The 12,781-nt window shown below is 41.3% G+C and carries 13 protein-coding genes, 1 other RNA gene and 1 riboswitch; of the genes, 12 read left to right on the forward strand and 2 right to left on the reverse strand.

Annotated features, from left to right (window positions below; genetic code table 11):
- The first annotated feature begins 98 nt into the window (after positions 1-98).
- Positions 99-192, forward strand: a riboswitch (NiCo riboswitch).
- A 101-nt stretch (positions 193-293) separates the two neighbouring features.
- The 3 genes from DS742_RS19980 (at position 294) to ilvC (ending at position 2,946) form a co-directional block, all read left to right on the forward strand.
- Positions 294-1,226: a cation diffusion facilitator family transporter gene (locus DS742_RS19980; protein ID WP_117418730.1), complete on the forward strand. Its 933-nt coding sequence runs from the start codon at positions 294-296 to the stop codon at positions 1,224-1,226.
- A gap of 99 nt (positions 1,227-1,325) precedes the next feature.
- Positions 1,326-1,826: an acetolactate synthase small subunit gene (gene ilvN / locus DS742_RS19985; RefSeq protein WP_117418731.1), complete on the forward strand. Its 501-nt coding sequence runs from the start codon at positions 1,326-1,328 to the stop codon at positions 1,824-1,826.
- Positions 1,827-1,935: 109 nt separating this feature from the next.
- Positions 1,936-2,946: a ketol-acid reductoisomerase gene (gene ilvC / locus DS742_RS19990; RefSeq protein ID WP_117418732.1), complete on the forward strand. Its 1,011-nt coding sequence runs from the start codon at positions 1,936-1,938 to the stop codon at positions 2,944-2,946.
- Between the two features lie 89 nt (positions 2,947-3,035).
- Here the strand turns inward: ilvC and DS742_RS19995 are convergent, their stop codons facing one another.
- Complete coding sequence (locus DS742_RS19995) at positions 3,036-3,935, reverse strand: LysR family transcriptional regulator (RefSeq protein ID WP_117418733.1); 900 nt, start codon at positions 3,933-3,935, stop codon at positions 3,036-3,038.
- A 292-nt stretch (positions 3,936-4,227) separates the two neighbouring features.
- On the opposite strand from DS742_RS19995, the gene ybaK reads away from it, so the two are divergent.
- The 3 genes from ybaK (at position 4,228) to DS742_RS20010 (ending at position 6,434) form a co-directional block, all read left to right on the forward strand.
- Complete coding sequence (gene ybaK / locus DS742_RS20000) at positions 4,228-4,701, forward strand: Cys-tRNA(Pro) deacylase (protein WP_117418734.1); 474 nt, start codon at positions 4,228-4,230, stop codon at positions 4,699-4,701.
- Positions 4,702-5,011: 310 nt separating this feature from the next.
- A complete protein-coding gene (locus DS742_RS20005) occupies positions 5,012-5,890 on the forward strand; it encodes a cell wall hydrolase (protein ID WP_117418735.1) in 879 nt (292 codons plus the stop codon).
- Positions 5,891-5,969: 79 nt separating this feature from the next.
- Positions 5,970-6,434, forward strand: a complete 465-nt coding sequence (locus tag DS742_RS20010; protein WP_117418736.1) for a NanQ anomerase/TabA/YiaL family protein — start codon at positions 5,970-5,972, stop codon at positions 6,432-6,434.
- 59 nt (positions 6,435-6,493) lie between these two features.
- Here the strand turns inward: DS742_RS20010 and DS742_RS20015 are convergent, their stop codons facing one another.
- The gene (locus tag DS742_RS20015) at positions 6,494-7,459 is read right to left on the reverse strand and encodes a pectinesterase family protein (RefSeq protein ID WP_117418737.1); all 966 of its coding nucleotides are present in this window, start codon (positions 7,457-7,459) and stop codon (positions 6,494-6,496) included.
- Positions 7,460-7,611: 152 nt separating this feature from the next.
- On the opposite strand from DS742_RS20015, the gene DS742_RS20020 reads away from it, so the two are divergent.
- The 6 genes from DS742_RS20020 (at position 7,612) to DS742_RS20045 (ending at position 12,780) form a co-directional block, all read left to right on the forward strand.
- Complete coding sequence (locus DS742_RS20020; protein ID WP_117418738.1) at positions 7,612-9,303, forward strand: phosphoenolpyruvate carboxykinase (ATP); 1,692 nt, start codon at positions 7,612-7,614, stop codon at positions 9,301-9,303.
- Positions 9,304-9,368: 65 nt separating this feature from the next.
- On the forward strand, positions 9,369-10,013 hold the full coding sequence (locus DS742_RS20025) for an HAD family hydrolase (protein ID WP_117418739.1): 645 nt from the start codon (positions 9,369-9,371) through the stop codon (positions 10,011-10,013).
- Between the two features lie 84 nt (positions 10,014-10,097).
- Positions 10,098-10,892, forward strand: a complete 795-nt coding sequence (locus DS742_RS20030; protein WP_117418740.1) for a GNAT family N-acetyltransferase — start codon at positions 10,098-10,100, stop codon at positions 10,890-10,892.
- A gap of 30 nt (positions 10,893-10,922) precedes the next feature.
- Positions 10,923-11,186 carry an HPr family phosphocarrier protein gene (locus DS742_RS20035; RefSeq protein ID WP_117418741.1) on the forward strand — a complete coding sequence of 88 codons (264 nt, stop codon included), beginning with the start codon at positions 10,923-10,925 and terminating at the stop codon, positions 11,184-11,186.
- An 83-nt stretch (positions 11,187-11,269) separates the two neighbouring features.
- Positions 11,270-11,448: non-coding RNA, 6S RNA (ssrS, locus tag DS742_RS20040), on the forward strand.
- A gap of 99 nt (positions 11,449-11,547) precedes the next feature.
- Positions 11,548-12,780, forward strand: a complete 1,233-nt coding sequence (locus DS742_RS20045) for an AI-2E family transporter (protein ID WP_117418742.1) — start codon at positions 11,548-11,550, stop codon at positions 12,778-12,780.
- Position 12,781 lies beyond the last annotated feature (1 nt).

Genomic DNA, 12,781 nt, shown 5'->3' on the forward strand with positions numbered 1-12,781 from the left:
TATTACAGAAGCCCGGTCAGCAGAATTTTAAATGCAGATTGACTGGATCGCTCTGTTTTGGTAATAAATAAAACACTCTTTGCACTGCACATTACTCTACAGTACAAACTGAGCAGGCATCAGCTTTTTAAAGCTGTAAGCCGGGTTGCCTCGTGCAGCAGCAGATGACTTTCATGCATCTGTGGGACAGTAGTTAACTCTAATTGTTCCACAGGTGCATTTTTATTTATTTACAATTCTATGGAGTGAATGCAGGTGATTGGGGCAATCTTATCTCACGGGGGTAGAAGTTTATGAGGCGTATAATCGGAAAGAAGAAAGAAAAAGATGGAAAAAGCATTGCCATGCATGTATCTGCGGTCAGTATTGGAATAAATCTGCTGCTTTCTGTCTTTAAAATGACAGCGGGAATCCTTGGTCATTCCGGTGCCATGGTTTCGGATGCAGTTCACTCCGCCTCCGATGTTTTCAGCACATTTATTGTTATGATCGGAGTACATCTGGCAGATAAGAAGTCGGATAAAGAGCATCCATACGGTCACGACCGCATGGAATGTGTGGCCTCTGTCATACTGGCCTCTTTGCTCATGGCAACTGGGGCGGCAATCGGTATGACGGGTATAAAGGTAATTATAGGACAGAATGGGAAAGCAGCCCCCATTCCCGGCATGGTTGCTTTCATTGCTGCAATATTATCCATTGTTGTAAAGGAATGGATGTACTGGTATACCAGAGCAGCAGCTAAAAAGATAAATTCAGGCGCAGTGATGGCAGATGCCTGGCATCACCGCTCGGATGCTTTGTCGTCGGTGGGAGCCATGGTGGGGATTGCAGGGGCAAGAATGGGAGTTCCGGTTCTGGATCCTCTGGCCAGTATGGTAATCTGCATTTTTATTGGAAAGGCGGCAATTGACATATTCCGTGATTCCATGGATAAAATGATAGATAAATCCTGTGATGAAGAGACGGTCCGCAAGATGAGTGAATTTGCCATGTCAATTATGGGTGTGAAACGGATTGATGATATCAGGACGAGAATGTTTGGAGCAAAGGTATATGTGGATATAGAAATTGCAGCAGAAGGAAAGCTGGAACTGGTAAGATCACATGAAATTGCTGAAAAGGTGCATCTATGCATAGAAGAGCACTTTCCTGATGTGAAGCATTGCATGGTTCACGTGAATCCAATTGTTGATATGGAAGAAAATGATCAGATCTGTCTATAGGTATAACTTCAGATTATAATACACATTCCTATTATTTAGTTGACAAATAACAGTTACATTGTTATCATTTAAATATTATACAAAAAGGCAGGGATATGAATGGAAAGAATCGTATTATCATTGTTGGTTGATAACACTGCCGGCGTTTTAAGCCGTGTAGCCGGACTGTTCAGCCGCCGTGGCTATAACATTGAGAGCCTTACGGTAGGAGTAACTGCGGATGAGAGATATTCGAGGATGACAGTTGTTTCTGTGGGCGAACAGGAGATCCTGGATCAGATTGAAAAGCAGCTGAGAAAGCTGGAAGATGTCAGGGATATTAAAGAATTAAAGCCTGGGCATTCTGTTTACCGTGAGCTCATTCTTGTAAAGGTCCGCGCCAACGCCAGTGAGCGTCAGGCGATCAGTGCCATTGCAGATATTTTCAGAGCTACCATCGTCGATGTGGGAAGAGATTCTTTAACCGTCATGCTGACAGGCGACCAGTCAAAGCTGGATGCGCTGATTAACCTCCTTGGCGATTATGAGATTTTAGAGTTGGCAAGGACCGGTCTGACCGGACTTTCCAGAGGATCCGACGATATCCGCTATCTGCCATAGGCAGTCTGCATTTGTTAGCTAGAGGTATTGCCAAAGGCGGACAGTGAGTCGTCGGCATAGTTCCTTTAACAAAATATATTATGAGTCAGTATATGAGGAGGAAAGAAAGATGGCAAAGATTTACTACCAGGAAGACTGCAACTTATCTTTATTAGAAGGTAAGACCATTGCAGTGATTGGATACGGAAGCCAGGGTCATGCCCATGCGCTTAATTTAAAGGAGTCCGGATGTGATGTCATCGTTGGACTTTACGAAGGAAGCAGTTCCTGGGCAAAAGCAGAGGCTCAGGGTTTATCCGTTTATACTGCAGCTGAGGCGGCAAAAAAAGCAGATATCATCATGATTCTGATTAATGATGAGAAACAGGCTGCTATGTATAAGGAGTCAGTGGAACCCAACTTAAAGGATGGGGATATGCTGATGTTCGCTCATGGTTTTGCAATCCACTTCGGACAGATTGTTCCTCCTAAGAATGTTGATGTTACCATGATTGCACCAAAAGCTCCCGGACATACGGTTCGTAATGAATATCTGGTTGGAAGAGGAACTCCCTGTCTTGTGGCGGTTCATCAGGATTATACCGGTAAGGCGATGGACAAGGCTCTGGCTTACGCACTTGCTTTAGGCGGCGCAAGAGCAGGAGTTTTGGAGACAACCTTTAAGGTTGAGACAGAGACTGATCTTTTCGGTGAGCAGGCTGTATTATGCGGCGGTGTGTGCGCACTTATGAAAGCTGGTTTTGAGACATTGGTTGAAGCAGGTTATGCACCTGAGAATGCTTACTTTGAGTGTGTACATGAGATGAAACTGATTGTCGATCTGATTTTTGAAAGCGGTTTTGCAGGAATGAGATATTCCATCTCTAATACAGCTGAGTATGGCGACTACATTACCGGACCGAAGATCATTACCGATGAAACCAAGAAAGCGATGAAGAAAGTACTGACTGATATTCAGGATGGCACCTTTGCAAAGGACTGGCTGCTTGAGAACCAGGTTGGCGGTGCACATTTCAGAGCCATGAGAAATGCAGAAGCTTCCCATGAATTAGAGAAAGTTGGAGCAGATCTTCGTAAGCTTTACAGCTGGAATAATGGCGGAAAACTGATCGATAACTAATTTTACCTTAGTGTAACATATAAAAGGCTGATAAAAAGAGAAAGCAGATTGAATGTTTCTCTTATGTATCAGCCTTTTTTGTGGTATATTTAGCCTCTGATTCCAGCCTTTTGCATTGCTTCAAAGAAAATTTCCATTGCTGTGGATACAGTGGCCGGGTTATAGGCAAATCCTACCGTGCGTTTCTTAATGCCGGAAATCATGGGAATTTCGATCAGTTCCTTTTTATCAAGTTCATCCTGGACAAATTCTTTAATTACACAGCCGATGCCAAGTCCGATTTTGGCGAATTCGATCAGTAAATCCATGGTGGTAACTTCCAGAAGCTGATTGGGTATGATCTGATTTTCGTTTAAATATTCGTCAATATACTTCCTTGTCATATTATTTTTATCCAATAGGAGGATGTTGCCTGTCTGAAATAAATCAGCATTCTTACCTTCTCTTAAATACAGATTTTCCAGGTATGCATTTGTAGTTACAAAGATATCCTGAATCTCCATGACCGGATTGAATAAAAGAGGACGGCGGTTGGAAGGCTCTGCGATCAGTCCCAGGTCGATCTGCTGCTGTTCCAGCATCGCTACCGTGTGGGAGGTAGACTGGCTTTCAATGGTGATCTTAATGTGAGGATATTTCTCAATAAAACTTTTTAAATAAGGAAGGAGAATGTATTTGCACAGTGTATTGCTGACACCGATTCTTAAGTGTCCGATATTAAAATCTTTCACCCTTTTCAGTTCCAGTTCCCCTCTGTTTAACGCTTCAAAGGCAGTTTTTGTGTGATGAAACAGCAGCTTTCCTTCCTCTGTAAGCTGGACTCCTCTGGAATTACGGGTAAATAATGCCACGTCTAAATTATCTTCCAGCTTACTGATGGATTTACTAATCGCCGGCTGGCTGATAAAAAGTTCTTTTGCCGCTTTGGAAATATTACCTGCTTTTGCCACTTCATAAAAAATCTTATATTGGGAAAGATTCTGATCCATGTTAAAAATCCTTTCATTTTATAACTATTTATTATATTATAACACTATACTATATGTATGTATTATAGCAGGAACCATAAGGGAAAGTAAAGCCAGAAAATTTGAGTTTGCAGGACACTTGTAGTGATTTGTGTGACAGCAAAAACCGATGAAAGCTTTCACTGGACAAAAGAAGTTTTTCTTATTATGATGTAAATGTGTAAAAAACAGGGGCAGAAAACAGGTCTGCCCCTGATACTATGCAGGGAAAGGACCTCTTTTATAGGATAAAAAAGAGGCAGGAGTGAGTGATATGATAAAAACAAACGCGATGCGAATGCTTGATAAAGCAGGGATTGAATATGACACCAGGGAATATACCGTTGATGAGCAGGATTTATCAGGCAGCCATGCAGCCGATATGCTTGGTGTCGACCATGGAAGTGTTTTTAAAACTCTTGTATTAAAAGGAGAAAAAACGGGATATTTTGTCTGCTGTATTCCTGTAGATGGGGAGCTGGATTTAAAAAAGACAGCAAAGCTCACAGGGGATAAAAAGGTAGAAATGATTTCAGTAAAGGACTTACAGTCCGTGACCGGATACATCAGAGGCGGCTGTTCTCCTGTTGGAATGAAAAGGCATTTTCCAACATGGATTGATGCATCAGCGGAAAGTTACAGTGAAATTGTAGTCAGTGCAGGGATAAGAGGACAGCAGATTGTCATTGCTCCCCGGAAACTGGCTGCCTTTATTCAGGGTAAATTTGCATCATTTATGATGAATTAGTTTACATAAAACAAAAAAGAGGTCGGACAGGCCGAATGCTTCCGGGATAATAATTAACAGAAATGTAATACTATTGTAAAATGTTAACACATATTTAATACAAAAATATCACATAAGTACAAGCAAAAATAGTGTATAACTAACAAAAAAATAAAAACACAAAAAAATTAACAAGTTAAATTATCACAAAAATGTTAAACTGCCATTGACATTTTTAACGGGATTCTTCTATAATTACGGACGACACAAAGAAACGGGTACGGTTTTGTCCGCTGCCCAGGCAAATGAGATTAGAGAAAGAGGAGTATTTATGCTTACACTACGCTCTATCCTTCAGCAGATTAGTCAGTTCTTCAGAGGAATGTCCGTAAAGGTTTCGAAGCGAATGTATCGTTCCTCAGCAGTTTTTATGGCAGGTGCCGCGGTAATTACAGTGATTGCTTTTACTTCCACAGGTTTTGGAAGCAGCGGGAAAAATGCATTAACGGCATTTGCGGAGACACGGGCATTAGAAGACGCTACAGATGATGAGAACGTTGAAGAAGAGGAAACAGCTTCACAAGCAAAAGTACAAATTAACCTTACCGATCCCAAGATGCAGGCACAGCAGCTCGCTGGAAATCTGTTGGAAAAAGAAGTCATACAAAAGCAGGAACTGGAAGAAGAATCCTTTACCAGAGTCCAGCGCATGAATGAACAGATTGCACTGGAGGAGGAAGCAAAAAGGCAGGCGCAAAAAGCCGCAGAGGAAGCAAAAAAAGCGGAAGAAGAAGCGGCCAAAAAGGCAGAAGAGGAAAAAGCAGTTCATGCTACGTCTGTATCGGATGAAGACTATAATGTCTTGTTAAAGATTGTGCAGGCGGAAGCTGGAATCTGCGATGATGAAGGAAAGATTCTTGTAGCAAATGTGATTTTAAACCGTGTAAAAAGCGGTAAATTTCCAAGTACGGTGAAAGGAGTTGTTTATTCGCCCTCCCAGTTTTCCCCGGTATCCGATGGAAGCATTAATTCCGTAAAAGTTACCAGCAATACCATTGAGTGTGTGAATCGGGCCCTGGAAGGTGAAGACTATTCAAACGGAGCTTTGTATTTTATGAATCGAAGGGGATCCAGAAGCGGAGCCATCAGCTGGTTTGATTCTCATTTGACTTATTTGTTCCAGCACGGAAACCATGAATTTTTTAAATAAAAACATTGTTAAATATTCTGCTTTAGGTGTATACTATAGTTTGTTAAACTATACTGATACATAAAAGGAGAGTATTCATATGATTTTTGACACAGCAAAAAACCTTGATTTTTACAGAAACCTTGGTGTGGAAGGCCGGTATGCCAAGGCAGTGGATTTTCTTAAGAATACTGATCTGGAGAAATTGGAGCCAGGTAAATATGAGATTGACGGCAAGAATGTTTTTGCCAATGTAGTAGAATATACAACAATTCGATGGGAAGAAGCGAAGTATGAAGCTCACCATAATTATACAGATATTCAGTATGTGATTTCCGGTTCTGAGATTATGACCTATGCAAGAATCGATGAACTGAATGAAAAGGTACCATATAACGATGAAAAAGATGTTGTATTTTACGACAATGAAAATCCAGGCTTAAAGGCAGTAGTAAAGTCTGGAGAATATATGATTTTTAATCCCTGGGATGGCCATAAGCCCAAGGCTGCGGCCGGTGAACCAGCCCCCATTAAGAAAGTAATTGTTAAAATCAAAGAAAACTAAAAGGTCAATATAATTAAAACGGGATTCTGTTCTTTATCTTAGAACAAAATCCCGCTTTTTTAAAGCATCCAGCCGTCAGATCCTGATAAGACAGCTTTTTTTGTATATTTTAACAGATCCGATTCCTTTAGTCTGTTAATCCAGTCCGGCCGGCTCTCCATGCTTCCCTTAGGTCCGAAACTTCCGTATTCTGCATAAAAGGCATTTTTATGGGCAGCTTCTTTGTTCCAGTCATGCCAGCCTTCCTTGCAGATATGGTCGCCGATGTAGCAATTGATTAAAACGGTCCTGGCATATTCTCTCCATGGTCTTCCTAAATAAGCGTTATCAGGAGGACAGTTGCCCTCAAAACGGCAGTTTTCCATTACGTAACCATATTCCTGGCCTTCCGGAGTTGATGCTGCTGTTACATAGCTGCTGATTTCGTTTCCAGTATATTTGGAAAAAAATGTACAGTTCTCAAAATAGGCAGTGGCGCCTCCGAAGATGAAGTCAATATCTCCCTCCAGATAGCAGTCTTTATAATAGTGCCGTCCGTTGATCCGGGGGGCATTCTGCTTTGGCCCGATGAATCCGTTAGGTTCAATCTCCTTTGGCGGCAGCGGTCCTGTAAAAAGGGTATCCTGATTGCCAAGAAAACGGCAGTTTTCAAATGAAAGACGGTCGCCGTCCGCATAAACAGCCAGGGCCTGTCCCACATCAGTTCCTTTCCCTGCGCTGTTTTCAAAAGTAATATTTTTTGCTGTGAAATCATACGTATCGATAAAACAGGAATAGGTTCGGAACGTTCCGCGTTTCATGCCGTCTTCCATAAGCATGCGTGCATATAAACCATAGGAGAGAATGGTATTGTCTTTGTCCTCACCAAGAAAGGTTATGTGAGGAGTCGTAATTGTAATCTGTTCCTCATAAACTCCTTTGTGTATGTAAAGGATCTGTTCGTCAGTATTATTCTTTGGCAATGAGTCAAGCGCTTTCTGTATGCTTTCGAAATCACCGGTGCCATCTTTGGAAATGTGTATCATATTTGACCTTCTTTCTAGTTATTGTATACATGATGCATAATGCACATTAAATATAAACAATTTTTGTGGAAAATGCAATAGAAAATATTGACTTTTTCTTAACAAAATGAGATAATGGTATCAAATTTGAATTTTATAAGGAGGATTTTTATATGTCAACAAAAGCTTATTACCCAATTAATGAAATTGGAAAAGGCAAACCTGGCTTTGCTACGACACGTTCAATTATTGAGGCACCATTCTATGGGAATAACGTTATTAAAGTTAATACGCTTCGTGAGGCATATGAATTAGCAAAAAACTCACCTGGAACCATAGTTACGGATATGCCCGTTTATAGAGGAGAAGAATTCGGTCTGGATAAGGACGCAAAAGTACTTTTATTTAATGATGGTGCGATTACCGGACGGTATGCAACCGCAAGAAGAATTGCAGGGGAACCCGGAGTAAACTGCGGAGCACTTGATAAAGTTGTTATGGATGCAGTTTATGAAACACGGTGGAAAACCATGTATCATGCGGAAGTTTTCGCAGGTCTTGATCCGGAATACATGGTGAAGGTGCATCTTCTCATTCCGGAAGGCGAAGAAAATATCTTATATAACTGGATGCTGAATTTCCAGTATATGTCTGATCAGTATGTTAATATGTATAAGGCTTCCAAACCGGTAGGGGATGGAAAAGAGCCTGATATCTATATCTTCTCTGATCCGCAGTGGAACGGTTCCGACCGTCCAGGTGTAGATCTGTCCTGCTTAAGCGATCCTAAATGTTTATGTTACTTTAACACAGATCAAAACTGCGCTGCAATTCTCGGTATGAGATATTTTGGAGAGCATAAGAAAGGTACGCTTACCATGGTATGGGCACTTGCCAACCGTAACGGCTATGCTTCCTGCCACGGCGGACAGAAGGAGTATACTCTCTCTGATGGTTCAAAATATGTTGCATCTGTATTTGGTTTATCCGGATCCGGTAAATCCACCATTACACATGCAAAACACGGCGGCAAATACGGTGTTACCGTACTTCATGATGATGCCTTTATCATCAACACAGACACCTGCTCATCAGTAGCAATTGAGCCTACATATTTTGATAAGACACAGGATTATCCTACCGGCTGTGAGGATAACAAATTCTTACTGACTGCTCAGAACTGTTCCTGTACCTTAGATGAGGATGGAAAGATTCAGCTGGTTACAGAAGACATCAGGAACGGCAACGGCCGTGCTATTAAGTCAAAATTATGGTCACCCAACCGTGTGGATAAAATTGAATCTCCTGTTAATGCGATTTTCTGGATTATGAAGGATCCTACCATTCCGCCAGTAGTTAAATTAAAAGGAGCATCACTTGCATCTGTTATGGGTGCAACTCTTGCAACCAAGAGATCCTCTGCAGAAAGACTTGCTCCGGGAGCAGATCCTAACGCGCTGGTAGTTGTTCCTTATGCAAATCCATTCAGAACATATCCTCTTGCCAATGATTATGAAAAATTCAAAAAATTAGTTGAAGAAAAGAATGTAGACTGTTATATTATTAATACAGGCGATTTTATGGGCAAAAAGGTTCAGCCGAAGGATACACTTGGAATTCTGGAAGCAATTGTTGATAAAAAGGCCGAATTCAAACAGTGGGGACCATTTACAGACATCGATATCTTTGAGTGGGAAGGATTTGTTCCGGATCTCAATGATCCCGAGTATACAGCACAGTTAAAGGCCCGCATGGAAGACCGTGTGAAATTTGTTGCCAATACTGCAGTTGTAAAAGAAGGATACGACAAGCTTCCTGATGATGCTTTAGAGGCAATCCAGAAGGTTGTTGATCAATTGAAGTAATTGTTACAGAGACGATAAAGGGGAACCTTTTCGTCTCTGTTTTTTAAGCCAGCAGAGGAGATGTTATGAAAAAAGATTATTTGCTTTTTGATCTGGATGGAACTCTGACCGATCCAAAAGAAGGTATAACCAAATCGGTCCGCCATGCACTTCATGCTTTTGGGATTGAGGTGGAAGGTCTCGATGAATTATGCTGTTTTATCGGACCACCGTTAAAAGAAAGCTTTATGGAATACTATGGATTCTCAGAATCTGATGCCCAAAAGGCAGTTGGGATCTTCCGGGAATATTTTTCCTCGAAGGGAATCTTTGAGAATAAAGTATACGAGGGAACGGCAGAAGTTTTAAAGTCACTTGTCCAGTCAGGCAGAAAGCTTTATGTTGCCTCTTCAAAGCCTGAACTGTTTGTAAGAAAGATTTTAAAACATTTTGAACTGGACTCCTATTTTGAATTTATGGGAGGAGCGGATTTTGAAGAGATCCGTGTAAAAAAAGCGGATGTAATCCGCTATGTGCTGGATACCTGCGCAATCAGTGATTTATCGAAAACAGTGATGATCGGCGACAGAAAACATGATATTTTTGGAGCGAAAGAGTTTGGAATGGAATCTGTCGGGGTATTGTATGGATATGGAAGCAGACAGGAACTTTTGGATGCAGGCGCAGATTTTCTGGCAGAATCAATTTTTGATTTGCAGAATCTTTTCTAGTGTGCTATACTAGGGCTTTAACAGGAAACAGTCCTTTTGATATCGGAATTTGGCAGACGAAGCACGAGCGGAAGGAGAATTATTGTGATTGAATTAGAAAGAGATGAGAGACAGATTGTCAGAGAACTTTGCAGCATGAGCGGAGATATGGTCCCCTCAGCCACTGCAGAAGGGCGAATGGGAAAAGTCTGGGTCCCGCAGCGGGATAATCCGTCCTTTTGTTTGATTCATTCGGGTAATTTTGTATATCTGACTGGGATTTGTCCCAAGGGAGAACAGGCACTTGAACTGAAAGAGATTCTGATTAAAAACTGCAGCCAGGATTTTATTACTCCATCTGACGAACGCTGGGGTGAATGGCTGGAAGAGACGTTCTCAGGCAGCTGCCGGATTATGTCCCGTTATGCCATGAGAACAGATGAAAATTATTTTTCCGAAGAGGCACTGGCTAATTATCTGAAGTCCATTCCTGAGGGAATCCGGATTAAAAAGATTGATTCCGGGCTTTTTGACAAAGCGATGGATTCAGAGTGGAGCAGGGAAATCTGTTCCAATTTTGAAACCAGGGAAGATTTTATTCATTACGGATTTGGCTTTGCAGCACTGGACGGTGAAAGGCTGGTATCCGGCTGTCTGGCGTATGAAATCAGTGAAGAGATGTTTGTGGTGAAAGTTGCGACTCATAAGGAATATAAGCGCCGGGGACTTGCTCTGGCATGCAGTGCCGGGTTAATCTTATCCTGTTTAAAACAGAAGATTTTTCCAACCTGGGATGCGGACAACATCCCTGCAGCCGGACTGGCGGAAAAGCTTGGCTATATTTTTGAAAAAGAATATCAGGTATACAGACTGGGAAATCTGGAGAACGGACTGTATTAGACGCAAAGAAAATCAGGAGGATTACAGCAGATGAAAAAGGTTAGGATCGGTTTCTGGGGCATGGATTCCATATTGGAATTTGTATCCATAGCCGGTAAGTGCAAAGAAAAGATGGAATTGGTGAATGGAGACTGTATCGTGAATGCGAAATCACTTTTATCTGTTCTTTCCCTGGTAACTGCTGAAGCGGTTGAACTGATTATTCAGGAAGAATCCTGTGATTCCCTGTTAAATCGTCTGGATTTATACGTGGAACATGGAAGACTCCTCGGCGGTAAGAATATTGTTTTCTGATCAGCGTAAAAAAACTGACAGGAAAAGGAACTTGAAAAATCTTTGGAATTGTTGTATACTGAAGCCATAGAAAATAGTGAATGTAATTCCTGAGATGTACGATAATCTTACCTTTTTTGAACCTACATTATGACATAAGGGATTCCAATATTTTCAGGCGGATGTCAGGCCTCCGTAGTAGTGGAAGGCAGATGCCTGAGTGAGGTTGCCCACCTAGCTTAGCTAGGCGTCAATAAGTAAGAACCGGCATTTTGGGGTTACAAAAGAAAAAAGCAGCGAGAAATCGCTGCTTTAACTTTATGGTAAAATATGGTAAAGTATGATAAGACATATATTAACAGGAACCACATAGGAGATGAACATGAAGGATTATAAATACCGCAGTTACATCTGCTGGGGTGTAACTGCCCTTGCAGTAATTGCACTCAGCATTGCATTTGCTTTTTTTCTTTCCCGGTTTGAATCGGTAAAAGGTACAGTACATCTGATTGTAGAAATATTAATGCCTGTCATTTATGGTGCAGTGCTGGCATATCTTTTATTGCCGGTTTATAACAAAACAAGAGATATTTGTGCCCGCTTACTGAATGCAGTATTTCACAGCAAAAAAGCAGTCCGTTCCATTTCAAGGGTAGTGGCCACCATAGTCAGTCTGATCTTTTTGTTTGTGATTGTTATAGGACTTTTCTCAATGATCATACCTGAAATATATACAAGCATTATGGGAATACAGGATAATTTCGGAGAGAATATCAATAACATTGCATTGGGACTTCAAAAGGTGTTTCAGGATAACCCATCGTTTGAGAAATTCATAATTCCTGTTTACGATCAGGTTGCAGGCCGGCTCCAGAACTGGATGACTACGGATCTGGTTCCCAATATGTCTTCCTTAATCGGCAGCTTATCCAGCGGTCTTTTAAGTGTTGTACTGGTATTTAAGAATATTTTAATCGGTGTTATTGTAATGGTATATATTCTTAATATCAAAGAGACTCTCTCCGCTCAGGGAAAAAAGATTATCTACAGTATTTTTTCTATAAAAACAGCGAATCAGGCCATTGAGGAGGTCCGCTTTGTGCACCGGGTTTTTGGAGGATTCATTACCGGCAAGCTTCTGGATTCCTTAATTATCGGAATCATGTGCTTTGTACTGCTCAACGCCATGAAGATGCCGTATGTACTGTTGGTAAGCGTAATTGTGGGAGTTACCAATGTAATACCGTTTTTTGGTCCCTTCATTGGAGCAGTTCCAAGCGCATTTTTAATACTCTTAGTCAGTCCGGTAAAGTGTCTCTATTTCCTGATTTTCATTTTGCTGCTTCAGCAGTTTGACGGGAATATTCTGGGACCTAAAATTCTTGGTGATTCTACGGGGCTGCCAAGCTTCTGGGTTCTGTTTTCCATTCTCCTTTTCGGGGGATTGTTCGGATTTGTTGGAATGATCATTGCAGTGCCCACGTTTGCTGTGATCTACAGTGTGATTACCAGAATGGTAAACAGGTCGCTGTCAAAGAAAGACCTCTCTTTAAAAACAGAAGACTATTTAAAATTAGACCGGATTGAAGAAGAGAAAAAAACATATATGAGATAAG

It is taken from the genome of Lacrimispora amygdalina (genome assembly GCF_003432035.1).
In the GTDB taxonomy this organism is placed as follows: domain Bacteria; phylum Bacillota; class Clostridia; order Lachnospirales; family Lachnospiraceae; genus Lacrimispora; species Lacrimispora amygdalina.

What these genes read in the sequence shown, in the direction of transcription:
- DS742_RS20025 (WP_117418739.1), top strand. Translation starts at nt 9,369, where the DNA reads ATGAAAAAAGATTATTTGCTTTTTGATCTGGATGGAACTCTGACCGAT.
- ilvC (WP_117418732.1), top strand. Translation starts at nt 1,936, where the DNA reads ATGGCAAAGATTTACTACCAGGAAGACTGCAACTTATCTTTATTAGAA.
- DS742_RS20045 (WP_117418742.1), top strand. Translation starts at nt 11,548, where the DNA reads ATGAAGGATTATAAATACCGCAGTTACATCTGCTGGGGTGTAACTGCC.
- DS742_RS20020 (WP_117418738.1), top strand. Translation starts at nt 7,612, where the DNA reads ATGTCAACAAAAGCTTATTACCCAATTAATGAAATTGGAAAAGGCAAA.
- DS742_RS20015 (WP_117418737.1), bottom strand. Translation starts at nt 7,459, where the DNA reads ATGATACACATTTCCAAAGATGGCACCGGTGATTTCGAAAGCATACAG.
- ilvN (WP_117418731.1), top strand. Translation starts at nt 1,326, where the DNA reads ATGGAAAGAATCGTATTATCATTGTTGGTTGATAACACTGCCGGCGTT.
- DS742_RS19995 (WP_117418733.1), bottom strand. Translation starts at nt 3,935, where the DNA reads ATGGATCAGAATCTTTCCCAATATAAGATTTTTTATGAAGTGGCAAAA.
- DS742_RS20010 (WP_117418736.1), top strand. Translation starts at nt 5,970, where the DNA reads ATGATTTTTGACACAGCAAAAAACCTTGATTTTTACAGAAACCTTGGT.
- DS742_RS19980 (WP_117418730.1), top strand. Translation starts at nt 294, where the DNA reads ATGAGGCGTATAATCGGAAAGAAGAAAGAAAAAGATGGAAAAAGCATT.
- DS742_RS20005 (WP_117418735.1), top strand. Translation starts at nt 5,012, where the DNA reads ATGCTTACACTACGCTCTATCCTTCAGCAGATTAGTCAGTTCTTCAGA.
- ybaK (WP_117418734.1), top strand. Translation starts at nt 4,228, where the DNA reads ATGATAAAAACAAACGCGATGCGAATGCTTGATAAAGCAGGGATTGAA.
- DS742_RS20035 (WP_117418741.1), top strand. Translation starts at nt 10,923, where the DNA reads ATGAAAAAGGTTAGGATCGGTTTCTGGGGCATGGATTCCATATTGGAA.